The following is a 25,542-nucleotide window of genomic DNA, read 5'->3' on the forward strand; positions in this document are numbered from 1 at the left end:
ACAGAGTTGTAATCAAAAGATTAGAATCTGAGGAAATAACTAAAGGGGGAATAGTTCTAGCAGGTACTGCAAAAGAAAAACCACAAGAGGCAGAAGTCGTTGCAGTAGGTCCGGGAACTTATTCTCATGGAAGAGAAATTAAGATGGAAGTGAAGATAGGAGATAAAATATTATTTTCTAAATTTGCAGGCACAGAAGTTAAATTACAAGGACAAGAATATATAATATTAAAGCAAGAAGAGATATTAGCAATATTAGAATAAATAATATATCTTAATAATTGTAAAGAAAAATAATTTTAATGATAAGCTAAGAAATTCACATATCATAGGAGGTAAATGAATATGGCTAAAAGTATTTTATTCGGAGAAGAATCAAGAAGAGCTATGCAAAGAGGTGTAGACGTACTTGCAGATACAGTTAAGGTAACTTTAGGACCAAAGGGAAGAAACGTTATATTAGATAAAAAATTCGGTTCACCACTTATAACAAATGATGGTGTTACAATAGCTAGAGAAATAGAACTTGAAGATGCATATGAGAATATGGGAGCACAGCTTGTAAAAGAAGTTGCAAACAAAACAAACGATGTAGCTGGAGACGGAACTACAACTGCTACAGTACTTGCTCAAGCTATCATAAGAGAAGGACTTAAAAATGTAACAGCTGGTTCAAACCCAATGTTACTTAGAAATGGTATAAGAATGGCTGTAGATACAGCAGTTGAAGAAATAAAAAAATACTCTAGACAAGTAGATGGAAAAGAAGACATAGCAAGAGTTGCAGCTATATCAGCAGCAGACGAGGAAGTTGGAGCTCTAATAGCTACAGCAATGGATAAAGTAGGTAACGAAGGTGTTATCGCTGTAGAAGAGTCTAAAACAATGGGAACTGAACTTGATGTTGTTGAAGGTATGCAATTCGATAGAGGATATTTAAGTGCATATATGGTAACTGACACAGATAAGATGGAATCTGTACTTGATAATCCGTACATTTTAATAACTGATAAGAAAATATCTAACATTCAGGAATTACTTCCAATTCTTGAGCAAATAGTACAACAAGGTAAAAAACTTTTAATAATTGCTGAAGATGTTGAAGGTGAAGCAATAGCTACTTTAGTAGTTAATAAATTAAGAGGAACATTTACATGTGTTGCTGTTAAAGCTCCAGGCTTTGGTGATAGAAGAAAAGAAATGCTTGAAGATATAGCAATACTTACAGGTGGTACAGTGATTTCAGAAGAATTAGGACACGACATTAAAGATGCAACTATTGAAATGTTAGGAAGAGCTGATAGTGTTAAAGTTACTAAAGAAAATACTGTTATCGTAAATGGAAAAGGTGCAAAAGAAAATATAGCATCTAGAGTAAATCAAATTAAGAAACAAATGGAAGATACAACTTCTGAATTTGATAAAGAAAAATTAAATGAAAGACTTGCAAAGCTTGCTGGTGGAGTTGCAGTAATCAAAGTTGGTGCTGCTACTGAAACAGAATTAAAAGAAAAGAAATTAAGAATTGAAGATGCTCTTGCTGCTACAAAAGCTGCAGTTGAAGAAGGTATCGTTGCAGGTGGTGGAACTGTTTATATCAATGCAATAGAAGCAGTTACTAAACTAACTTCAGAGGTTTCAGAAATCCAAGTAGGTATTAACATTGTAAGAAGAGCTCTTGAAGAACCACTAAGACAAATAGCTACAAATGCTGGTGCTGAAGCTTCAGTAGTAGTTGAAAGAGTTAGAAATTCAGCTACAGAAATAGGCTATGATGCATTAAATGCTGAATATGTAGATATGATTAAAGCTGGAATAGTTGATCCAACTAAGGTTACAAGAAGCGCACTTCAAAATGCTGCATCTGTAGCATCAACATTCTTAACAACAGAAGCTGCTGTTGTTGATATTCCAGATAAAAACCCAGCTCCAATGCCAGGTGCACCAGGAATGGGAATGGACGGAATGTACTAAGATTAAATATTAAGTAAAATTAAGGCCTTCATGATGCTTTCATGGAGGCCTTTTTTTACAGAAAAACATTAAATACACTAGAATTTAAGGATAGATGTAATAAAACAATACATAACAAAGAAAATATATAGAAATATAATACATAATATAGTATAATATGTTTAACATTTCTAAATTTATACAATGATAAAACAAATTTATATAAATTTAAAATTAGTTTGTATAAAAAGAAACTATGTTTAGATACAGTGATGCAACTTTTTTATTTGGGTACCTTGAAAGTTGTTGAGTTAATGGTACAACCGGCTAAATTATTTATTTAGTCGGTTTTTTCATGCATTTTATATACACATATGTAAAAATATAGTATAATAGTTTTTAAATAGAAATAAATGTAAAAGGATAATAAATTATGGGTTTTATAGTATTTTTATATGGGATAGTAATAGGAAGTTTTTTAAATGTATGTATTTATAGAATACCTAATAATCAGTCGTTAATTAGTCCGCCTTCCCATTGTGGAAATTGTGATACTAGATTGAAATGGAAGGATTTATTACCAATAGTAAGTTACCTATGGCTTAAGGGTAAATGTAGATACTGTAATTCTGAGATTTCTATGAGATATCCCTTAGTAGAAGGGCTTACAGGGATTTTATTAGTAGGAATATATCTAAGATATGGCATAGGAGTAAGCTTTTTTAAGTATTCCCTTTTAACTCTATTTTTAATAGTCATAGCCCTTATTGATTATGATACTACAGATGTGTATTCTAGTGTAGTTTATAGTGGGATGGCAGTGGGTATAATCTTTATCCTTATAGAAACTGTAGCATATTCCCATAGTATAACTAACTATATTATTGGGGGATTAATAGGCCTAGGGATTATTGGTTTAATATATGTTTTAACTGGTGGCATGGGTGTTGGAGATATTGAAATAGCAGTATTATGTGGATTATTTCTAGGATGGAAATTGGAGATATACTTTTTACTCATATCCTTCATTATAGGAGGAACAATTGCAGTTATGTTAATTGCATCAAAAAAGAAATCAAAGGATGAGTATATTCCTTTAGGACCTAGCTTGGCTATGGGAGCATATATAGTTTTAATCATTGGAGAACAACATATATTAAATTTCATTTAATATAAGGAGTTTTAAGAAATAAAAAGAAGTATAAAACTTTTAGATAAGTACAAATAAATTAATTGTAAAGGTGAGGTGGAGAGAAATGGCAAGGAATACTGTCAGACTAGGTGATTTGCTAGTAAAAGCAAATAAAATTACCAGGTCACAATTATCAGAAGCCTTAGAGATTCAAAAGGTAAAGAGAAAGAAACTGGGAGAGTTATTAATCGATGAAGGTATAGTAACAGAGGATATTATTATAGAGGTACTTCAAGAACAGTTAGGTATTGAAAGAGTAACATTAAGCAACATAGATGTAGATTCTAAGGCTGTTAAATTAGTTAACGAAGGCTTATGTAGAAAATATGAATTATTCCCTTTTTATACAGAAGGTGGAGTAATAAAGATAGCTGTATCAGATCCTTTAAATATATTTGCTATGGATGATGTAGCTATAACTACGGGACTAAGGGTGGAGCCTTATATTTCCACAAAGGATGACATCCATAAGGCTACGGAAAAGTATTATTCAGATAGAAATGTGGAAAGTGCTGTAGAAGAGATAACCAGGTCTAGGATAGTGTTTCATAATAAGGCGGAAGATATAGAAAAGATTGATGAAGTTAAAAATGCTCCCACAGTAAAGCTAGTAGATTCCCTACTTAAAAATGCAGTGGAACAAAGAGCTTCAGATATTCATATAGAGCCCTATGAAAAATATATAAGAGTTAGATATAGAATAGATGGTCAGCTAGAAGAAATATCATCTTTAAATATTGATGTACTTCCAGGCATAGTTACTAGAATAAAAATTCTAGCAAATCTTAATATAGCTGAAAAAAGAATTCCTCAAGATGGAAGAATAGTTACTGTAATCAATAATAAAAACATAGACATGCGTGTGTCTATAATACCACTTATCACAGGGGAAAAGGTTGTAATAAGAATACTAGATAGAAGTAACTATAAAATTGGAAAAGATAATCTGGGCATGAGTAGTGAAAATATAAAAAATCTTGAAAATATCATATCTGCACCCCATGGAATAATTTTAGTAACAGGACCTACAGGAAGCGGAAAATCCACAACTCTATATACTATTTTAGGGGAACTTAATGATATTAATAAGAACATAGTTACTGTAGAAGATCCTGTGGAATACTCCATGGATGGAATAAATCAAGTAAACGTAAATAATAAGGTAGGACTTACCTTTGCTGCAGGCTTAAGGTCTATNNGAGAGATGAGAGATAGTGAGACTGCTGAAATTGGTATAAGAGCGGCCATAACAGGTCACCTGGTTCTTAGTACACTACACACAAATGATGCACCATCCTCAGTAATAAGGCTTATAGACATGGGAGTTGAACCTTTCTTAGTTGCCACTGCCATAAAAGGAGTAATAGCTCAAAGACTGGTTAGAAGAATATGTCCAAGCTGTAAGGAAGCTTATGAGGGTGATGAGGCTGAAAGGAAACTTCTTAACTTAAATAGTGATGATAAAGTAACTCTTCATAGAGGCAAGGGTTGTGCCAGCTGTAATTATACTGGTTATGGTGGCAGACTTGGAGTCTATGAAATAATGAATGTAGATAGAGAGATAAAAGATTTAATTATAAAATCTAATAACCCAGAAGAACTAAAGGATGAAGCTGTTAAAAAAGGTATGAAGACTTTATCAGATAGCTGTAGAGAGTTAGTTCTTAAAGGTGAAACCACCATGGAAGAAATGATGAAGATAATATTTATGGATAACTTGTAGAGGAAGGAGAACTAAATTATGTCTAAATATAAATATAAGGCTATTAGCTCTAAGGGTGAAGTTATTCAAGGAGTACATGAATGTAGGAGTAGGGAAGAGGTACTTAACCTTATGGTATCTAGTGGATATTCACCTCTATCCATTGAGGAAGCTATAGGCAGTAAGGAGATTATTCTAGGAAAGAAAAATAAGGTTAATAACAAGGATATTTCTATATTTTGTAGACAATTAGCTACCATGATAGAAGCTGGTGTTTCTATAACTAATGCCATAGGTCTTTTAGCAGAACAAATACCTAATAAGAAGCTGAGGGAGGTCCTTGTAAAAGTAGATGAAGATATAAGAAAAGGTGAAGAATTATCTGTAGCCATGGGTAAATACTCTAATGAATTTCCAACATTGCTTATAAGTATGATTCAAGTTGGTGAACAAAGTGGTACCCTAGATTCCATCATGAACAGGATGGCCACTTACTATGAAAAGCAAACTAAGATGAATGGTAAATTAAAAAATGCCTTAATCTATCCAGGTATATTAGCCACAGTAACAGTGTTTGTAGTGGTATTTATTTTAACCTATATAATGCCAATGTTTATGGATATGTTTGAATCAGCAGGTTCAGACCTTCCAACCATGACAAAGATAGTACTATCTCTAGGAGATGGTATAAGGCACTACGGTATATTAATAGGCCTCGTTATTGTAGGTACAGTAGTAGGCTTTAAATATTACACCAAGAGAGTTGATGCTGGAATTTATATGTACAGTAAATATAAACTGAAAAAGTCTCTATTTAAAGATTTAAATCAAAAGATTGTAGTATCAAGATTTGCAAGGGGCTTATCTACAGTTTTAGGAGCAGGACTATCCATAGCCAGTTCCATAGATGTAGTATCTGCAGTACTAGAAAATAAATATGCAGACGTAAAACTAAAAACAGTAAAAGAAAGAATGTTAGCTGGAGATACACTATCCGATGCCATAAAGGAATCACAGTTATTTCCACCAATGCTGGGGTCCATGATAAAAATTGGAGAAGAAGCTGGAGAACTAGACAACATCCTAAGCAAAACAGCAGACTTCTACGACGAAGAGCTAGAAAGAGCAATAGAAGCCTTCACCACAATCCTAGACCCAATAATGCTAGTAATAATGGGAGTAGTAGTAGGATTCCTAATAATCTCCATCCTAACTCCAATGTTTGAAATGTACAACGTAATGTAAAAAGGACAATCCTATCTTTTAACTAATGTGAATAAGTATTTCATATTATCTGCACTAAGATAATATTGAAGTCAAGTATTCACAATTATTTAGAACATAGTCAAAATAAAACAACAGGTCTAACTAGGGGAAACCCTTTAGAAATAAATAGAAATAATTGGGAGGTAATTTAAAATGATAAAAAGAACAAACAACAAAAATAAAAAAGGTTTTACACTAATAGAACTAATCATAGTTCTAGCAGTAATGGCAATCATAGCATTAATAGCTATACCAAACTTCGCAGCAGTAAGAAATAACTCTAAGGTTAAAGCAGACTTACAAAGCTGTGAAACAATAAAGAGAACTGTATTAATGTTAGTTTCAGATGAAACAGTTACAGTAACTGAGAACACAGCTGGTACTCCAGTTTCATTCACAACAACATTTAATTCTGATAAAAAAGTAAGTGGTATCAGTGCTACAACAAATGGTAGTATAACTCAAGGACAAACTGAATTAGTTCAAGCATTAGCAGAAGTTAAAGAACCTCAAGGTAAAGTTGGAACAGGTAAAGATGCTAAAGAGGCAACTACTTACGAAATAAAAATTGGTGCTGATGGTTATGTTGAAGCTGTAACTGCTGAATAATTTAATAAAGATAATTCCACCAACATAAGTGTAAAGCCAACCTTTACACTTATGTTTCTAAAAATAAATAAAACATTCCTCTACAGGCTTAAACACCACTTATATCACCACTTAAACCATGGAAGAACATAAAAACATAAAAATTCTAGAAACTATACATAACTACTAAGATAGCCAAACACTGCAAACCATTGATACCACAATAAATAGTTAACTAGTTATATAGGTAAATATAGAAAAGTTTAAATTGTCAATGTAATTTAATGATGAAAAATATTTTTCCTTGGAGATATTTCTCGGGGAATAAAGAAGATATATGAAAATTAATAGAAGTTATGAAAGAAAAATAATGAATTTGAAAGTTATCTAGGGTGCTAAGTTATTAGAGCCTTAGTGTATATAAAATAGATATAAATATTGTTAATTGAACATAAATAATTTTAAGAAGAAGGGAGTGCTAATTTTGAGTTTGTTTAGTAAATCTAAGGTCAGTGAAGAATTAAAGAATAAGGAAATTCAATTAAATATAGATAATGGTACCTTACCAAATAAGGAAGGTTATCATAAAGGCATTGATGTTGAAAATTCTAAGAAGGAATCCATATGGAACAGAGATATAAAGTTACAGGATTTAAAATTTAAAAGAATAAAAAAAGTTGATGATAGTAAACCGGCTAAACCTAAGAGTATAAGACTTGTGAGTCTTGACATAGGTTCTAGTGATATAAAAATAGTAGAGGGACAAGTTAAAGGTGGAAAATTAAAGGTTTATAATATGAGGAAAATAAAATCTCCAGAGGATATTATTCAAGATGGGGAGCTTTTTAACGAAGAATCTATCTTACTTAATTTAAAGGAAGAAGTGAAAACCTCAAGGGTGAGAACTAAAAATATAGCGTTAGTTTCCTCCTCATCTACAATCATAAGTAGAGAGATTATAGTTCCTTATGTGGAGAATAATGAAGAATTAAAAACCTTAGTTAATTATGAAATAGAGCAATTTCTAGCTATAAATTTAAATAACTATGTAATTCAATTTATGAGGTTAGAGGAAGTTATAGAGGATGAGGTGAGAAAGCAAAAGATATTTACTATTATATATCCTAAAAATCTAATTGAATCCTATAGAAACTTAGCTGAAAAACTATTTTTAAATCCCTATGCGCTGGATATAAGTAACAACTCCATAAGAAAACTAAGCAGTATTGCAGATATATACAATGTAGATTTAATAAATAAAGAGGAATCCATTTTGTATTTAGACTTAGGTTATAAAAGTGTAGATTTATCTATAGTTAATGATAATAAGCTAGAATTTATAAGGGTTATGCCCATTGGTGGAATAGAGATAGACAGGTTTATAGCAGATTTAAATGGAATTTCTATGGAGGAAGCAGAGGAAATAAAGAAGACTCAGGTTGAAGTAGGAAAGCATAGGAAAGAAAATCAGCTTAATGATGGAGTAGTAGAAGTCATAGAGGGTTGGCTAGAGGATTTAAATAGAATTATTCAGTTCTATACTAATAAAAGTAATGGTAAAAAGATAAGTCATATATATTTATACGGGGGCACTTCTAAGTTAAGAGGAATAGATGAGTATATAGCCTTAAAGACTGGCATAGATACTACAAAAATAATTACAGCTAACAATATAGAATTTAGTAAAAATGTAAATACAACAACTATTGAAGAGTATGTTAATGCATTAGGTGCATTAGTAAGATTGTAGGTGAGATTATGAATGATTTGAATTTTTTCTATGTGGATACAAATAAAGAAAGCGATGCAGGAGTAAAGAAAGCAATTCTTAGTGCAGCAGCTATAGTTGGGGTAGGTATTATAGTAACCTTGTCATTTAATGCTTTTGGAATTTATAGAGCTGAAAAATCAATGAATGATCTTAATAATAAAATTAATGAAGAAGCTTTTGTAGAAAGTTATAAGGAAAGTTTAGAGGTAGCTACAGAGAGAAAAACCTTTTCTACTTATAATAGTAAGTTAAATGAAATTTTCCATGGCATAATCGATAGAAATAAATTAAGCCCAGACTTTATTGAAGAGATAAATTATACCCTTCCAAAAGAGGTGTATTTTAAATCTATGAATTTTGCAGCAGGTTCTATAGAAATAAATGCTTCAGCTACAAATAGAGAGGCTATTGCTGAGTTTCAACATAATATGAATAATATTGAATTCATAGAAGAATCTCATATAGGTGGAATAGTGTCAGACTTAGGTGATGGTGAAAAAGAAGTATTTACCTTTACTATGACCTGTAAACTAAAGGAGGCCTACTATAATGAAAGTAAGTAAAAGAGAAAAATTTTTATTAGGAGTATTAGTCCTCATAATTATATGTACAGCATATTATAAGCTGGTTTATGAAAGGCAATATGCTAAATTGCAAGAAATTAAACAGGAAGAATCAGAGCTGAATAAGAAATATAATGAGATGCTTTCAAATATAAATACTATTACAAAGAATAAAAGTGATATAAAAATATTAAAGGATAGTATAGGTTCAAAGTCTATGCTCTTATATCCTAAGATCTATCAAGATAGAATAATAATAGAGCTAAATAAACTATTAAATGATGCTGGAATTAAGGGAAGTTTAACTTTTTCAGAGGTTACTGTTTCTCCAATAGAAGCTTATTTTTCAGAAGTAGCACACCCTAAGGAACAACCATCCCTAGAGGAAGTAGTAGAGGAGTCTAGTAAAGAAAAGACCAAGGAAGATGTGAAAGAAAAACTAGAGGAAACTAAAGACCTTGGAGAAGAGCAAGCTACTAAAAGTGATAAAGGAGAGTCAACTGGAAATAAGGTAGAGCAAATGAAGGTATCTGTATCCTTTAATGGTACCTATAAAAACGTTGCTAAGTTTGTAAAGCTAATATCAGAATATGAAAGAATTTTAGCTATGCCAAATATAAATATAACAGCCTCAGGAAATGATGAAGTCTCAGGAACTTTAGATTTAGAATTTTACTCCATACCAAAAATTAATCCTTATGAAGATTCAAAGTACTTAAAATGGACTTTTGATGAGGAGTATGGAAAGGAAAATCCTTTTTTAGAAGGAAATCAAAGCTCCATGGAATCAAGAACTAGTGAAGGAAACAATTATGTTCTAATTATGGCTTTAAAGGGTGTGAATTCGGATTTACCAAGTTTAACTTTAGGTAAGGAAAATGATTTAACTAGAGAAAGTTATATATATAATGATGAAAATAAAAAGGTAGATGTGGAAATTCAGGTAAATAAAGAAGGCGGTAAGTACTATATTAAGTACAAAACAGAGAAATCTAGCTATCCATCGGATTATAGTAAAAATGGTATAGAGCTTAGGAATGTGGATGAAGAAAACATAAATATTGCAATATACTCATCTAAACGTATAGGTATTGATGATAAGGTAGGAGCAAATATAAAGGTAATAAATAATGCTAATGATAAGAAAGTTTCACTTACCATAATTGATGATGATAAAACTAGTCCAAGGGTGCAAATAACACCAGAAGGAAAGGTAGAGTATGTTAATAAATAAAGTTACTAAATCTAGAAAAAGTAAGAAAGGTTTTACTCTTCTAGAGGTAATAATTAGCTTTGCTCTAATTTCAATTATTCTTATTCCTATAGCTAATTTAGTACTAACTTCTGTAAAAATAAATAAATCCACAGAAAATAAACAACAGGCTAAGGCAGTACTTCAGGAAACCATAGAAAATATTAAAGCTGTAGATAATTTTTCAAGTGCTTTATCAAAGCCTTTAAATAATGGCATTACTTTAAGTGAAGCTACAGGGGAATATAATAAATTAGTATATTCCATAAGTGGGGAGATAAATGGATTTTCTATAGAGGGGTCTATAAAAGAACAGTCCCAGGTCATTAATAATAAGGTTAGTGAAATGGAAGTTGACAGAACTATATATTTTCACCACGGGTCCATATCCATATCAAATGGTAAGGAGGTTATAGGAGAAGCTATAAAAAAACTATCAGATAATTTAGCTACACCATCAGAGGAAGTCTTTATTGAAATGAAAGAAGCAGGGGAGATAAATGTTACTTATGGGGGAAGTATCATTGCTATTCCTAAACCAGAAGCTAAGTCATTACTTATATGCTTAAATGAAGATGGTGAAAAGAAGTTAAATTTAAGTGTAGAAAATAAGAGCCATACAGAAAACTTAAAAATATATCTATTTAATGGGGAAAAAGTATCTGAAAGGCAAGATGTAATAATATCTAAATTTAATGGACAAATAGAATTAATCGAAGGGGTTCAACATAGTGAGGATATTATCAATGAAAAATTGTACTTTGTAGAATTAAAAGCTAATAAAAATGGGGAAGTAGTAGAAAATATGAATTTAGAACTACTTAAGTAGAATAATTAATTAAAAGGGGTTTTAATAGAGTTATTAAATTAAGAGGAGGGAGAAGATGAGAAAAAGAAAGACTAAAGGTTCATCTATGTTACTTGTAATAGCTGTGTTTGGTATATTAGCTACCTTAGCACTGGCCATGCTAGGAGCCACCTATGCAAACTATAGGCTAAGAGTNNGTTAAAAATCTCTATTCTGCTGAATCTGGAATTGATAAGGCTTACGCTAGAATCACTAAAGTAGTAGAGATAGCTATAGAGGAAGGCATAGCGGCAGGTAATAAGGAAACTACAATAAAGAAGCAAAATGAAATTTTCAAAGGGGTTTATAAGGATTATATAGATGATAATCTTATAGATTACGTATCTGGAGAATATGTAGTAAATAGTAATAAGGCAGAAGTTAAGTGTGAGTTAAAAGCACCAACAATAAAAAAAGAGGATTTAGATTATAAAATTGTTAAGTTAACTTCTACCTATAAAGATGATAAAGGCAAAGAGAGGGTGGTGAGTGTAGCTTATAATTTAGTTACACCGGAAGAGTATAGAATCCTTGATNNCTAAAGCCGATGGAAACACATCTAAATTAATAAACTATACTCTAGCTGCTGATGGAAACTTAACTATTGCTACTGATTCATCCCATGTTAAGGAAGGTAAGGTAGAAGTGGACGGAAACCTTTGGATTCAAGGTTTACGAAGTGAGGATATGGTTAATAACCCAACGGTAGATAAGTATAAAGGCGGAATTGAGATAAATAATACTGATATAGAATTTAAAGGACAAGTTAACACCGCTGCTAATATTGCCGTAGACAAAAGTAAGGTAAATTTTAAGACAATAATTTTAGAGGATAAAGAAGTTGATAATAAGGTTTACGCTGAGAATATATTCTTAGGTAGTTTAGCAGAAGGTGATGTGGATAGTGGCTTAGATATAGATTGCAGTAAGGCAGAGCTATATCTAGCTAACGATTTAGTTATAGGAGCTAGTGATGTAAAAATTAATATAAAAAACCTTTATGGTTTTAATGATTTAAATATTGCTATGCCTACAGACGATGGACAGGTTGTTAGGGGTTCTAGTTCTATAATAATTAATTCCATGAAGTGGCCTAATAATAAGGGTAATTTAACAGTTAGTGATAATGCCTACCTAATGGGTTCTGCTTATATAAAGACTCATAGAGAGCCCTATCAGACAGGAGAGTCTGTAGCCTTAAAGGGGAATTATAAGGCCTATGCCAAGGATTCTAATGGGAATTATAAGGATAGCCAATATGAGTATTTAGATCCCTTAGTCCTTATAACCAAAAATGCAGAAGGACAACCTTTAAATGTGATAGATAAATCAGAGCACTTTGTAGATTATAGTAATTCAAGTAATGCAAGTATAAGAGCAAAGGGAATATCCCTTCCACAGAAAACCTATACTGCTGGAGCCTATATTTCAGGAGGAAAAGCCCATGGAAATTCAGTGAATCTTAATGAAAAAGAACTTGATGCAGTAAAACACATGAGGGAAAGTTTTGTACAAGCTGTTTATTATATGGGAAACGAAGAGTTTGATGTGAATAAATTTCAGCAGGGTAAGGCTATTTATACTGTAGAAAATCAAATAAACTGGCATGGTGTATCTTCATTAATTGCTAATAGGGGTAACATTATTCAGTTAGAAAACATGGTAATTCTATTAAATGATGATGAAAATAGGGACATTGAAATTAATGATGATAAGCTTATCTTAAGACATGAAAATAAACAGGCAACCTATAATAAAGAATTTAATAGGGACGAATCTGAGGACATAACTTATATAGTGGTGACAAAGGGTGATGTAAATTACAATGGAACTAAGGACTATAAAGGTACCATTATATCCTTAAAAGATATAAATATAAAGAATTCTAAGGGTTTAATAGGAACTGCTAAATTATCGGAAGATGAGATAAAGGATAAGAAGAATAAAGGTGTATTAGATTTTATCTTTACTCAAGGTAAAAACTTAGTAACAGAGAGAACTATACTAGCTACAGATTTGATTACAAAGGAAAAATGGACACTAGAAAAATAAGTTATAAGGTAGTGGGATTATGATTTTAAATAGAAAGAAAAAAGGAGTAACCTTAATAGAATTAGTGATAGCATTAGGACTTTTAGCTATAGTTACTTCATTCATATTCTCCTTTTTCTTTTCTAATGAAAGAAAGCTAGAGGAGATAAACACTAGGTCAGACCTTCAATATGAAGCTAAGGTTATTTTAGATAGTATATCTAGACATGCCATGGCAGCTACTAAATGTAAAGTGAACAAAGAACTTGATGGTACTGTAAAAACTATAACCTTTTCAAAGGTTGAAGATGATGGCACAGTAACTGCTGAAGGAGCTGAATTTATCATTGAAGAAAATAATGTTTATCTATCTACAAAAGAGGATGGTAAAAGACGTATTGGTTCACATCTACATCATATAGAGACTTCAGATGATGTTAAAAAGAGTATAGAAATTAGATTGTCATTAAAAGAAGAGGATATAGATTATTCAGTAAAAGAGAGTTTTTTATTTAGAAATAGGCATAAGAAGTAATGAATTAAGCTTCACTGGGAATAAAGTTTCCTCTAAGGCAAGGAAGTCTGTTAACAACCTACTAATGGTGATGGAGGTGGATAAAATGAAAAAAAGAATCGGTTATAAAGCAATATTATGCATAGGGCTTATTCTCTGCATGACAACTACCCTAGTAATGACTTCTGCATCAAATGCCAGTGCTGAAGTAGCAACAAAACCTGCCTTTGAGGTAAAGATAAATTCAGTATCCCCTGAATTCCCTAAAGTAGGAGAAGATATTACTGTCAGTGGAGAAATAATTCCTAAACCCTTTGAAGCTGAAATTCCAGCTAAAGAAATAATATTGGTGCTAGATGTATCTGGGAGTATGAAAGATAATATTGATGTGGAATGTACTAATGAAAGACTTAGGTATTGCACAGCACATGGTAGATCCCATTGTGAAGATAGTCCTTGTAGATTAGAATGGCGTTGGTATAACAATTGGTATGGATATAGATATTATTGTTTAGAACATGGGGGATGGAGCGATAGCTATAACGTGGGTTGTAATAATAGATACCACTATTGGGTAGAGGACTATTGTGAAGAACATGATAAAATTGGACCACATACTACAAAATCGACAAAGATAAAAGAGCTTAAAAAAGCTGCTAAAAATTTCGTAGATAAGATGAAGAATGTACCTAATTTAAAAATTGGTATTGTAGTATATTCTACAGAGGCCACTATAAATCCTTATGGTAAAAATGGTGATAAATATATAACAGATGTTGATAAAAAGAATGGTCATTATATACCTAATTATGTTTCTATTAGTGATGATTTTATAAATATAGATGACAATAGGCTCTCATCTATGATAGATAATTTGGAAGCTTTGGGAGGAACTAATACTGGAGAAGGTTTAAGAAAAGCTGAATATATGCTTGAAGATGGAAAACCTGATGCTAATAAAACTGTAGTTTTGATGTCTGATGGATTACCAACATTTTATTCAGTGAAATCAAGAAATAAAGAAAATTATACTACAATAGACAATAAAAATCCAAGCTTTGCTGGAAATGGAAGTAGTGTAACTGAAGAGACTGTTTCCTATGCAACTACCATTGGTGAAATTGTAAAAGGAACAGCAAATAATGTATTTTCTATTGGATATGGTTTAGGAGATGAGAAAAGTAAAGACAACCAAACATTAAAACAAATCCATAAATCTATGGGAGGCTCGGATAGTAATTTTTTTGCAACTAGTGATGGTGCCATTGATAATGTATTTAAGCATATAGCTACAGAAATTTTATCTACCTATGCCATCAATAATGTAAAGATGGAGATGAATCTTAAATTAGGTTTTACTCTAAATATTGGAGGAAATAAAGTAGATATCGATAATGTAATATATAAAACTGATGGTGAAGTCAAAAATGGTAAAGTTACCTATGAAGCAGATCATGTACCATTTAAATTCATAATTAAAAGTGAAGTAACAGGATATCATGAACTCTTTAATGGGTCTACAGTAAGCTTTCCTTGGAAGGATAATGAGATTATCACTGCTCCAGTACCTAGTATAAACGTTAATATAGATAAAAATGAATTACCTAATATTAGGGCTAAGTTAACAAGCCCAAGTGAAGTAGAGGCTTATCCGGGAGAGGAAATAAAGGTAACCTATGATGTAACAGGAGAAGATTTTACTTTTGAAGATAGTAGCAATATGAGGAAAAAGGATATAGCCATAGTGTTGGATGTATCAAAGTCTATGTTAAAGAGTGGAAAGTTAGATGAGATAAAAACTGCTTTAGTAAATTCATTGATAAACAATAGTGGTTTATCAAGGGATAATGTAAATTTTAGTTTAATAACTTTTAATAATAAATATAAAGTACACTCTCAGCTAACTAATAATCGAAATGAAATAATAAATATGATCCAAGCTATAAATATTGAAGATAAAGGGCCAGAAGATAATAGTGCAAGGCAGATAGGCAATGCTATGGTAGAGGCAAAGACAATACTTGATAGTAAAAATCCTGATGCAGATAAATATATGGTATTAATTGCATCGGATCATTTGAACTACAATGATAAGAAGCTTCCTAATTTAAATTATGAAAAGTACAATGTTCTGAGCTTAAATTTAAAGAAGGGAAATAAATGTTTAGATGAGTTGCATGAAGGAATAGGGGAACCTCTAGAAAACTATTTTATAAGTGAAGATAAAAGCGGTGAGGATATAGAGAATACTTTAATGGGTAACTTAGCCGATAGAATAATAACTGAAGGAAGATATATGCCTTATGAAATTCCAACAGAATTAAGGATAAACTCAGATGATAATTTTACCATGGTTTCTAGTGCTAAATCCTATAAAGATGGAATAGCTACAATTGAGGGACCAACAGTTGTCTATGAAAGTGAAGGTGATGGAAAATATCAAGCTAATAATAAATCCTATAAAGTAAGCTTTATAATAAAACCTAAAGAAGATAAAATCGGAACTTTATCCTTTGGAAATAATAACGTTATAGCCTATAAAAATTTGCGTAATGGAGAGGTTACAAAGGGTATAGAAACACCTAAAGTGAATTTAATATCTCCAGTAATATACTTAATACATGGTTTAGATAATGGAATTACAAGTGATGTATATAGTGTCACTGAAGGAGAAGTGCGTATAGCTAATGATATGATGGTTAATATAGCCTCCGTAGCTACTATATTATCTAGTAATGTAAATGTGGAACTTAGAATAAATAAGAATATAGATGTACAGGATTTAAGCAAGATAAAGGTTTATACTCTTAAAGGTGATAATTTAGTGCCTATAGAGTGTACTATAACTAGTATTGGAACAAAATTAGGTCAGAACTGCTATAATATTAAGCTACCTCCAGATATAAAGGAAGAAACTCAGATTGTGATAAAATATCAGTGTCAGATGCCAAAGAATGCTTCTAGTGAAGAGAATGGTTCTTATGAGAATAATATTTTATTTAACAAGGAAGAAAAAAACTTTAGGCTTAAAGGAGAAGCTTTACCAGATTTATTTTAAAGTTTTAAGTATAAATATACATTATCTCACTATAATTTATTAATTAATTATAGTGAGATAATGGAAAAATTCTCATTAGTAATGTATAATTATTATATAAGTCGATAAATTTCTACAAAATTTAGAAAATAGGTTAAAAGTTTTCCTTGACAAACATACTTATTTTAAATAAAATAGGTGTAATCAATTAATAAATTATGAATAAATAACTCATATATCCCTTGAATATGGCAAGGAGTTTCTACCGGAAACCGATAAATTTCTGACTATGAGTAAAAGTAATCATGTTATATATTTCATTGAATTTATGGACATGCTTAATTTTACTTGTATGTACATAGTATGAACTCTAAATGAGTTATATTATGGGTGGAAAGTAAGTTAAGCATGTTTTTGTTTATGTTTTAATTAAATTTAAAATATAAACAAAAACTATGTTAGAGAATTTACTACAATAATTTTAATTGATTTCAGATTATAAGTATAACTAAAGTTAATTATAAAGAAAATAATATAGAAGGAGAGGATTTAAATTATGGCAAAGATATTAAAACAAGGATACACTTTTGATGACGTATTATTAGTTCCAAATAAATCTGAAGTTTTACCAAAGGATGTTAGCTTTAAAACAAACTTAACTAAAACTATAGCTCTTAATTTACCACTAATAAGTGCGGGAATGGATACAGTAACTGAAAGTAAGATGGCAATAGCTATGGCCCGTGAAGGCGGAATTGGAATTATTCATAAGAACATGTCTATAGAAGCTCAAGCAGGCGAAGTAGATACAGTTAAAAGACAAGAAAATGGAGTAATTGTAAATCCATTCTCCATAGGAAAAGATAATGTTATACAAGATGCATTAAACATAATGTCAAGATATAGAATATCTGGAGTGCCAGTAACTGAGAATGGAAAATTAGTTGGTATTATTACTAATAGAGATATAGTGTTTGAAACTGATTATAGTAAAAAAGTAAGTGAAGTAATGACTAGTGAGAATCTAGTTACTGCAAAAGAGGGAACAAGTATTGAAGAAGCTAAGGCAATACTTGCAAAACATAAAATTGAGAAATTACCTTTAGTAGATAAAGATTTTAATCTTAAAGGATTAATTACTATAAAAGATATCGAAAAGGCTGTGAAATTCCCTAATGCTGCAAAGGATGCTTCAGGAAGATTACTTTGTGGAGCTGCAGTAGGAGTTACAAAGGATATGATGATAAGAGTTGATGCTTTAGTTAAAGCTCACGTAGATGTCATTACTATAGATACAGCACATGGACACTCTAAAGGTGTTATAGATGCAGTTAGAGAAGTTAAAGAAAAATATCCAGAGCTTCAAGTTATAGCAGGTAATATTGCAACAGCAGAAGGTACAAGAGCTTTAATAGAAGCTGGAGCAGATTGTGTTAAAGTTGGTATAGGACCTGGATCTATCTGTACTACAAGAGTAGTTGCAGGAGTTGGAGTTCCTCAACTTACAGCAGTTATGGACTGTGTTGAAGAAGCGGAAAAATCAGGAGTTCCAGTTATAGCTGATGGAGGAATAAAATATTCAGGAGATATCGTTAAGGCACTAGCTGCTGGAGCAAAAGTTTGTATGATGGGTTCAATGTTTGCTGGTTGCGCCGAAGCACCTGGTGAAATAGAAATATATCAAGGTAGAAGTTACAAGGTATATAGAGGAATGGGTTCTTTAGGAGCTATGGCAAACGGAAGTAAGGATAGATATTTCCAAGAAGATAACAAGAAATTAGTACCAGAAGGTGTTGAAGGAAGACTTCCATTTAAGGGTAGCGTAGTAGATACTATATATCAATTAATTGGTGGTATTCGCTCAGGAATGGGATATTTAGGAGCACCTACACTAAAAGATTTATATGAAACTGCAAACTTCGTAGTTCAAACTTCAGCTGGATTTAGAGAAAGTCATCCACATGATATAGTAATTACTAAGGAAGCTCCAAATTATAGTGTAAATCAATAATCTAAGAAGGAGAGCTTAATTTATGGATAGAGAATTAGTATTAGTTGTTGACTTTGGTGGTCAATATAATCAATTAATAGCAAGAAGAGTAAGAGAGCATGGAGTATATTGTGAGATAGTTCCATATAGTACTTCTGTTGAAAAAATAAAAGAATTAAATCCTGTGGGAATAATATTTACTGGTGGCCCTAACAGTGTTTACGGAGAGGGTGCTCCAAGAGTAGATAAGGAATTATTTGAATTAAACATTCCTATCCTAGGAATCTGCTATGGTGCTCAGCTTATGTCCCATGTTTTAGGTGGAGTTGTTAAGACTGCTACTGTTAGAGAATATGGAAAAACTGATGTTAACTTAAACACAAATAATAAATTATTTGCTGGAATAAAAGAAAAACAATGCTGGATGAGTCACACTGACTTTATAGAAAGCGCACCACAAGGTTTTGAAATCATAGGTCATACAGATGAGTGTCCTATAGCTGCAATGGCAAATGAAGAAAGAAAACTTTATGGGGTTCAATTCCACCCAGAAGTTCAACACACTTTATTTGGAACAGAAATGCTTAAAAACTTCTTATACAATGTATGTGAAGTTAAGGGAGACTGGTCTATGTCTGCCTTTGCAGAAGAAAAGATTGCACAAATTAAAGAATTAGTAGGAGATAGAAAAGTGCTTTGCGCTCTATCAGGTGGAGTTGATTCATCTGTTGCAGCAGTACTTGTTCATAAAGCAATAGGTAAAAACCTAACTTGCGTATTTGTAGACCATGGTCTACTTAGAAAAGATGAGGGAGATCAAGTTGAGAAAATCTTTAGAGAAGGCTTCGATATGAACCTTATCAGAGTAAACGCTCAAGATAGATTCCTTGGAAAACTTAAAGGTGTTTCTGATCCAGAAAGAAAAAGAAAAATCATTGGAGAAGAATTCATCAGAGTTTTTGAAGAAGAGTCAAATAAACTTGGTAAAATGGATTTCTTAGTTCAAGGAACTATTTATGCTGACGTTGTAGAAAGTGGAACTAATTCATCAGCTACAATTAAGAGTCACCACAATGTAGGAGGACTTCCAGAGGACATAGAATTTGAACTAATAGAGCCATTAAGAGAGTTATTTAAAGATGAAGTAAGAGCTGTAGGAGAGGAAATTGGAATTCCACACCACTTAGTATGGAGACAGCCATTCCCAGGACCAGGACTTGCAATAAGAGTACTTGGTGAAATTACAGAAGAGAAGTTACACATAGTAAGAGAAGCAGATGCTATATTTAGAGAAGAGGTTGCAAATGCTGGTCTTGAAAGTGAAATCTGGCAGTACTTCGCTTGCCTACCTAATATAAGATCAGTAGGAGTTATGGGGGATGAAAGAACCTATAGCCATACAGTAGCCTTAAGAGGAGTTACATCTTCTGATGGAATGACATCAGACTGGGCAAGAATCCCTTATGATGTACTAGATAAGGTGTCTAGAAGGATTGTAAATGAAGTTAATGGAGTAAACAGAATTGTATATGATGTAACGAGTAAACCACCTTCAACTATAGAGTGGGAGTAATATAAATATTCTAATAGATTAGATATTACTCTATCAACTCCTTGGCAGAGTAATATCTTTTCTTAAACCCTAATGTATTTATACATGTTATCATGTTTAAATAAATCACACCCAAATAAGGTAGTTATGAATTTCTAAATGATTTAGAAATTTCATAGCTACTTTTTTTATTTATAATTAATATAAAATGTAAATATTAATTAATAACTTATAGTGTTAAAAAATAAAATAGTAGAAATATTTATTAAATTTACAACAAAATTTGTAAATTATAAGGTCACAATTTTTCTTATGCAAGAATACCATAATATTGTAAAGGAGATGATTAAAAATGGCTTTAGAAATACACGATCATAACAGAGATAACCAGTCTTTATATGATGAATGTAAAAAACATGTTTATTATCATGTTATTTTAACAATGAGAGACGGAAGCATAGTGGATGGAATAATTGAGAATGTAGATGGAGATCGCGTTACCATGTTAGTGGGCGAAGATGTAATGGAGCTAGATGATGAAAATCAATATGCTCAACAACGACAATATAACCCTTATGGACGTCCTAGAAGAAGACAGAGACGTTATAGACGCAGAAATTTATCACTTTTAGATTTAGCTAAATTATTAATAGTACCATATCCACCTTATATTTCTCCATATCCATATTACACCCAATATCCAGGTCAGTATGCTAATCCATATTATCCTTTTTAATGAGGAATACTTAAATATCAGTAGTTTTGATGCTCTATAATTAAATAAACACAATATTCAAGAGTATTGATGGAATAAAATTATCCCCTAAAGTAGTTAAGGAGTTTCTATATGAATTAGAAATTTCATAGCTACTTTTTTTATAATAAATTATAATAAATTATAATAAATTATAATTGGCATTTGACAATAACTTAAAATGGTAGTAATATATAATTAGCAAATGCCAATAATTAAAATCACATAAAAGAATTATTAATAAAGAAATGAGGAATGGAAAATGAAAATAGCAGTTTCAGCAGCAGGAAAAACTATTGTAAATTTACTTGATATGAGATTTGGAAGATGTGAGTATTTTCAAATTCATGATACTGAAAGTGGAGAAATTAAAGTTTTAGAAAACCAAGGAAAAAATGCTAGTGGTGGAGCAGGTATTTCTGCATCTAATCGATTAATTGATGAAAACATAGATGTTATTATCACAGGAAATCTTGGACCTAATGCTTTTGAAATCATTGAAAAATCAGGAGTTAAGGCATATAAGTGTGATGGTATAGTTATAGCTGAGGCTATAGAAAAATATAAAAAAGGTGAACTTGAAGAAATAAAAATGTCTGGTCCTGCACATCACGGAGCTCACTAGATTGGAGATGAATAGGTAGTGAATATAGCAGTACTTAGTGGAAAAGGCGGTACAGGAAAAACCACAGTATCTACTAATCTTGCTCTTGCTCTAAAGGCAAATTATATAGATTGTGATGTGGAAGAGCCTAATGGTTTCTTATTCCTAAAGCCTACAATAGATACAAAAGAAAAAGTAATGGTAGAATATCCAATCATAGATGATAACAAATGCACTAACTGTGGAGCTTGTGTAAAAGCTTGTCAATTTAATGCTCTAGCAAAGGTTAAAGATGATATTATGCTGTTCCAAAAGTTATGTCATGGTTGTGGAGCATGTGAAATTGCATGTAAATATGGAGCTATAACCTATGGTGAAAGAGAAACGGGTAGGGTTGAAAAAGGATCAGTAAGAGATATAAACTGCAGCAGAGGTGTTTTAAATATAAGCGAGCCAATGGCAGTGCCTGTTATTAGAGAATTACTTAATGGATTATCTAAGGGAACTAACTTAATAGATTGCCCACCTGGAACTTCTTGTAATGTGGTAAATTCTTTGAAATATGCTGATGGGGCAATACTTGTTACAGAGCCTTCTGAATTTGGTCTTCATGACTTAAAGATGGCAGTGGAACTTGTGAAAATGTATGATATTCCCTTTGGCATAGTTATAAATAAGGATGATGGAAAAGATAACATAGTAAAAAAGTATTGCAAAGAAGAAAATATAGAATTAATAGGGACAATTCCCTATGATAAAGCTACAGCAGTACTTTATTCTAAGGGAGAAATACTCTATGATTATTTAGTTCATAAGAAGATCTTTGATAAGCTTTCAGAGGGAGTAAAGGAGGTGCTATCTTGGAATTAGTAGTTTTAAGTGGAAAAGGTGGCACTGGAAAAACCACCATTGCAACAGCTTTAGCTGAACTTGAAAAAGATGTATTAAGAATAGACTGTGATGTAGATGCTCCCAATCTTTATCTCTTTTACAAGGGAAAAGATATTGAAAAAGATGAATTTGTAGGTGGAAAAAAAACATCAATAAATGAAAGTATTTGTATTAAGTGTGGTAAATGTGAAGGTGTTTGTAAATTTAATGCCATAGAAAACTTTACTATAAATCCATTTCTTTGTGAAGGCTGTGGAACATGTACATTAGTGTGTCCTGTAAATGCAATAAAACTAGAGGATGAAAAGACAGCAGATACCTTCATTACAGAACTAGATAAAGGCATAATTTCAAGGGCAGAAATGGGTATAGGCAGTGATGGTTCAGGAAAATTAATAACTGAATTAAGAAAAAATGGTAAGAGATTTAATAAGGATGAAAAGTTAACTATAATTGATGGCTCACCAGGTATTGGATGTGCTGTTATAGCTTCAATAACAGGTTCAAATGCAGTTTTAGTTGTAACAGAGCCTACAAAATCAGGCCTTGAAGATTTAAAGAGAGTAGTAGAATTATGTAAACACTTTGGAGTTTTTACTATGGTTTGTGTAAATAAATTTGATATAAATGAAGAAGTTACAAAGGAAATAGAAAACTTTATTTATGAAAATCAAATAATTTTAGTAGGTAAAATTCCTTATGATGACATGGTTATGAAGTCTATAAATGAATTAAAACCTATAACTTTCTACAAAGATAGTATAGCTGAAAAAGCTATTGAAGCTATGTGGAGTAATATGACTAAGTATATATTAAATTAATATATTAAATTTTTAGGTAAAATAAAAGGAGGAATTTTTAATGAAAATAGCAGTTGCAAGTGATGAGAAATATGTAAGTGGACATTTTGGACATTGTGAAGGATTCACAATATATGAAGTAGAAGAGGGTAAGTCTTTAGAAAAAAGTTTTACTCCAAATCCAGGACATAGACCAGGATTTCTTCCAGTATTTTTAAGAGATTTAAAGGTAAATGTTATTATTGCAGGTGGTATGGGAGAAACAGCACAAGACTTATTTAACGAAAATGGAATTGAAGTTGTAGTTGGTGCACAAGGACTTAGTGATGATGTAGTTCAAAAATTTGTAAATGGTGAATTAAAATCAACAGGTAGCGTTTGTACAGAACATCAACATGAAGGTCACTGTAACGAATAATTCTTATAAAATGAAAATATTTAGTGGCAAACCCCTGCATATTCATTTTAAATGTTATAAATGTAATAGTATAATTGATATAGATAGTCAAAATTTGAATTTTGACTACCTTAAATTAAACAAAAGAATAGAAGAAGAAAGTAATGTAGAAATATATGATTCTGATATAATGTTTATAGGATTATGTAGCAAATGCAGGGAGGATTTAAAGTGCCAAGACCAACAAAATTTAGAAGAGTAGAGTTTTTCCCAGAGGATACTTATTTTGTTCCATGGGGAAAGCCTAAATGCGAAATTAAAGAAACAGTTTTAAAGGTAGAAGAACTTGAAGCTATGAGACTTAAAGATATTGAAGAATTAAATCAAGAACAATGTGCTGAAAGAATGCAAGTATCAAGACAAACCTTCCAAAATATTATTGACAGTGCAAGGAAGAAGATAGCTATTGCTTTAACAGAAGGAAATGCTATAAGAATAAGTGGTGGTAACTACAGAGCTACTTTTTGTAAATTTAAATGCCTTCATTGTGGAGATGTGTATGATATAAATTATGAGCAAGACAAGGATAATTGTCCTACTTGTGGTTCAGAGGAAGTTGTTTGTAGCAAGAAAGCAGAGCTTTGTAAAAGATGGTGTAGAGGAAATAGTGTAGAGCATAAATAAGAGGTGGATTTCCACCTCTTATTTATTATAAAAAATTAATAAACAATAATTTTTAAGAATTTAAAATCCATTCTCTAGGAATAATAAATTTAAAGTCATAGGAATGGAGAGTGCTGATGTGAAGAATTTTAAGGTGATTGTTTTAGTAATATTTATCACTTCTTTTATAGTTAACTCACCTATAGAGGTTTTAGCATTACAAAGTAATAAGAGAAAAGATGATGATAAGAGGATAATTGAAATATGTGATGAGGTAAGAACTACTCCTGTGGATGAGGAAGAATTATTAAAGCTAACAAGGGAAGGATTAGACAAAGAAGATGCTGAGTATTATATAAGACTAGATAAAATAGTAGAAAGACTAGAACAGTGTGATTTAGAAGTGATATTAGACAATTCCATAGATGATATAACGGATAAAGACTTTAGAAATAATAAGGAATACTATAGAAATCAAATACTAAAGGGAGATAAAGTTGCCTTAAAGAAAGCTTTTAAATCTCTAAAAAATATCTTTAGTGAAGAAGAATACACAGAAAAGGTGATTAATACTTTTGCTAATAAATCTGCCTATGAAATAATTTATCCTGATGGTTCAAAGATTACCTATAACACAAAAAACACTCAAAGAGAAAATTTAAATAGAGAAAAGAATATTAAAAAACCAGTTATGTCTAACCAAGGTTATGAAGAAATTCTCATGGAAGAGGGAGTTTCATATGCCTATGGAAAGGCTGAAGCTAAAGAAGCAGAGTGGTCTTTTGAATCAGAATTATCCTATTCTAANNAGATACATCTATATACTGAATTTTTATTAGGTACTGATAAAATATCAAAAATTAACTACGCTAGAGGCGGGCAATCTTCCTATGGAGTAGTTAATATTGCAAATAGTACTGGAGCCACTATCTCTAGAACCTATAGTGAAGGTAAAGAAATACCTGCAGAAGCAAGAAATGAAGTCATATTTACTGTGACAGGTTCCTTTGGAGCTTCCTTTTTAATCTTATCCATAGGAGCAAATCCAGGATATAACTGGACTCAATATATAATATTTAGACTTTATGAAGTAGAAAAAATAGATGATAAATATGGAGCTCACTACAAATGGTACGCCGCTGAATTTAAGTAATCCTCCAAATCTATGATTTGGTT

At 31.5% G+C, this 25,542-nt stretch carries 20 protein-coding genes and 2 riboswitches; all 20 genes read left to right on the plus strand.

The window, feature by feature from the left end; all coding sequences use genetic code 11:
- A partial coding sequence (locus B2671_RS15150; RefSeq protein WP_346871150.1) for a co-chaperone GroES occupies positions 1-263 on the plus strand: 263 nt, incomplete at its 5' end.
- Positions 264-344: 81 nt separating this feature from the next.
- Positions 345-1,973, plus strand: coding sequence for a chaperonin GroEL (gene groL / locus B2671_RS15155; RefSeq protein ID WP_346871151.1), 1,629 nt, complete (start codon positions 345-347; stop codon positions 1,971-1,973).
- A gap of 232 nt (positions 1,974-2,205) precedes the next feature.
- A riboswitch (cyclic di-GMP riboswitch) is annotated at positions 2,206-2,290 on the plus strand.
- A gap of 95 nt (positions 2,291-2,385) precedes the next feature.
- Positions 2,386-3,123, plus strand: a complete 738-nt coding sequence (locus B2671_RS15160) for a prepilin peptidase (protein WP_346871152.1) — start codon at positions 2,386-2,388, stop codon at positions 3,121-3,123.
- A gap of 85 nt (positions 3,124-3,208) precedes the next feature.
- Positions 3,209-4,867: a GspE/PulE family protein gene (locus B2671_RS15165; RefSeq protein WP_346871153.1), complete on the plus strand. Its 1,659-nt coding sequence runs from the start codon at positions 3,209-3,211 to the stop codon at positions 4,865-4,867.
- Between the two features lie 18 nt (positions 4,868-4,885).
- The gene (locus B2671_RS15170; RefSeq protein ID WP_346871154.1) at positions 4,886-6,091 is read left to right on the plus strand and encodes a type II secretion system F family protein; all 1,206 of its coding nucleotides are present in this window, start codon (positions 4,886-4,888) and stop codon (positions 6,089-6,091) included.
- A gap of 174 nt (positions 6,092-6,265) precedes the next feature.
- Positions 6,266-6,721, plus strand: a complete 456-nt coding sequence (locus tag B2671_RS15175; protein WP_346871155.1) for a type II secretion system protein — start codon at positions 6,266-6,268, stop codon at positions 6,719-6,721.
- 463 nt (positions 6,722-7,184) lie between these two features.
- Positions 7,185-8,450 carry a pilus assembly protein PilM gene (pilM, locus tag B2671_RS15180; RefSeq protein WP_346871156.1) on the plus strand — a complete coding sequence of 422 codons (1,266 nt, stop codon included), beginning with the start codon at positions 7,185-7,187 and terminating at the stop codon, positions 8,448-8,450.
- Positions 8,451-8,458: 8 nt separating this feature from the next.
- Positions 8,459-9,034: a PilN domain-containing protein gene (locus tag B2671_RS15185; RefSeq protein ID WP_346871157.1), complete on the plus strand. Its 576-nt coding sequence runs from the start codon at positions 8,459-8,461 to the stop codon at positions 9,032-9,034.
- Positions 9,021-10,268: a type 4a pilus biogenesis protein PilO gene (locus B2671_RS15190; protein ID WP_346871158.1), complete on the plus strand. Its 1,248-nt coding sequence runs from the start codon at positions 9,021-9,023 to the stop codon at positions 10,266-10,268. Before B2671_RS15185 ends, B2671_RS15190 begins: the two co-directional genes overlap by 14 nt.
- A complete protein-coding gene (locus tag B2671_RS15195) occupies positions 10,255-11,115 on the plus strand; it encodes a type II secretion system protein (RefSeq protein ID WP_346871159.1) in 861 nt (286 codons plus the stop codon). Before B2671_RS15190 ends, B2671_RS15195 begins: the two co-directional genes overlap by 14 nt.
- Positions 11,116-13,204: 2,089 nt before the next feature.
- Positions 13,205-13,699 (plus strand): prepilin-type N-terminal cleavage/methylation domain-containing protein, encoded by a 495-nt coding sequence (locus tag B2671_RS15200; RefSeq protein ID WP_346871160.1) that lies wholly within the window; start codon positions 13,205-13,207, stop codon positions 13,697-13,699.
- Positions 13,700-13,784: 85 nt separating this feature from the next.
- Entirely contained in the window at positions 13,785-16,736 is a 2,952-nt protein-coding gene (locus tag B2671_RS15205; RefSeq protein ID WP_346871161.1) for a vWA domain-containing protein, read from the plus strand.
- A gap of 190 nt (positions 16,737-16,926) precedes the next feature.
- Positions 16,927-17,025, plus strand: a riboswitch (purine riboswitch).
- A gap of 246 nt (positions 17,026-17,271) precedes the next feature.
- On the plus strand, positions 17,272-18,726 hold the full coding sequence (gene guaB / locus B2671_RS15210) for an IMP dehydrogenase (protein WP_346871162.1): 1,455 nt from the start codon (positions 17,272-17,274) through the stop codon (positions 18,724-18,726).
- Positions 18,727-18,748: 22 nt separating this feature from the next.
- The gene (guaA, locus tag B2671_RS15215; RefSeq protein WP_346871163.1) at positions 18,749-20,278 is read left to right on the plus strand and encodes a glutamine-hydrolyzing GMP synthase; all 1,530 of its coding nucleotides are present in this window, start codon (positions 18,749-18,751) and stop codon (positions 20,276-20,278) included.
- A gap of 331 nt (positions 20,279-20,609) precedes the next feature.
- The gene (locus B2671_RS15220; protein ID WP_346871164.1) at positions 20,610-20,993 is read left to right on the plus strand and encodes a hypothetical protein; all 384 of its coding nucleotides are present in this window, start codon (positions 20,610-20,612) and stop codon (positions 20,991-20,993) included.
- 280 nt (positions 20,994-21,273) lie between these two features.
- Positions 21,274-21,636 (plus strand): NifB/NifX family molybdenum-iron cluster-binding protein, encoded by a 363-nt coding sequence (locus B2671_RS15225; RefSeq protein WP_346871165.1) that lies wholly within the window; start codon positions 21,274-21,276, stop codon positions 21,634-21,636.
- An 18-nt stretch (positions 21,637-21,654) separates the two neighbouring features.
- A complete protein-coding gene (locus B2671_RS15230; RefSeq protein WP_346871166.1) occupies positions 21,655-22,485 on the plus strand; it encodes an ATP-binding protein in 831 nt (276 codons plus the stop codon).
- Complete coding sequence (locus B2671_RS15235) at positions 22,476-23,327, plus strand: ATP-binding protein (RefSeq protein ID WP_346871167.1); 852 nt, start codon at positions 22,476-22,478, stop codon at positions 23,325-23,327. Before B2671_RS15230 ends, B2671_RS15235 begins: the two co-directional genes overlap by 10 nt.
- 40 nt (positions 23,328-23,367) lie before the next feature.
- Positions 23,368-23,724: a NifB/NifX family molybdenum-iron cluster-binding protein gene (locus tag B2671_RS15240; protein ID WP_150845361.1), complete on the plus strand. Its 357-nt coding sequence runs from the start codon at positions 23,368-23,370 to the stop codon at positions 23,722-23,724.
- A gap of 210 nt (positions 23,725-23,934) precedes the next feature.
- Positions 23,935-24,387: a DUF134 domain-containing protein gene (locus B2671_RS15245; protein WP_346871168.1), complete on the plus strand. Its 453-nt coding sequence runs from the start codon at positions 23,935-23,937 to the stop codon at positions 24,385-24,387.
- The last annotated feature ends 1,155 nt before the right edge of the window (positions 24,388-25,542 follow it).

Origin of the sequence: Clostridium sp. UBA5119 (assembly GCF_002414285.1) — a bacterium.
Lineage (GTDB): Bacteria > Bacillota > Clostridia > Clostridiales > Clostridiaceae > Clostridium_J > Clostridium_J sulfidigenes.

Coding starts and splice junctions, on each gene's coding strand:
- groL (WP_346871151.1), top strand. CDS start 345: ATGGCTAAAAGTATTTTATTCGGAGAAGAATCAAGAAGAGCTATGCAA.
- B2671_RS15160 (WP_346871152.1), top strand. CDS start 2,386: ATGGGTTTTATAGTATTTTTATATGGGATAGTAATAGGAAGTTTTTTA.
- B2671_RS15170 (WP_346871154.1), top strand. CDS start 4,886: ATGTCTAAATATAAATATAAGGCTATTAGCTCTAAGGGTGAAGTTATT.
- B2671_RS15175 (WP_346871155.1), top strand. CDS start 6,266: ATGATAAAAAGAACAAACAACAAAAATAAAAAAGGTTTTACACTAATA.
- B2671_RS15185 (WP_346871157.1), top strand. CDS start 8,459: ATGAATGATTTGAATTTTTTCTATGTGGATACAAATAAAGAAAGCGAT.
- B2671_RS15190 (WP_346871158.1), top strand. CDS start 9,021: ATGAAAGTAAGTAAAAGAGAAAAATTTTTATTAGGAGTATTAGTCCTC.
- B2671_RS15195 (WP_346871159.1), top strand. CDS start 10,255: ATGTTAATAAATAAAGTTACTAAATCTAGAAAAAGTAAGAAAGGTTTT.
- B2671_RS15200 (WP_346871160.1), top strand. CDS start 13,205: ATGATTTTAAATAGAAAGAAAAAAGGAGTAACCTTAATAGAATTAGTG.
- B2671_RS15205 (WP_346871161.1), top strand. CDS start 13,785: ATGAAAAAAAGAATCGGTTATAAAGCAATATTATGCATAGGGCTTATT.
- guaB (WP_346871162.1), top strand. CDS start 17,272: ATGGCAAAGATATTAAAACAAGGATACACTTTTGATGACGTATTATTA.
- guaA (WP_346871163.1), top strand. CDS start 18,749: ATGGATAGAGAATTAGTATTAGTTGTTGACTTTGGTGGTCAATATAAT.
- B2671_RS15220 (WP_346871164.1), top strand. CDS start 20,610: ATGGCTTTAGAAATACACGATCATAACAGAGATAACCAGTCTTTATAT.
- B2671_RS15225 (WP_346871165.1), top strand. CDS start 21,274: ATGAAAATAGCAGTTTCAGCAGCAGGAAAAACTATTGTAAATTTACTT.
- B2671_RS15240 (WP_150845361.1), top strand. CDS start 23,368: ATGAAAATAGCAGTTGCAAGTGATGAGAAATATGTAAGTGGACATTTT.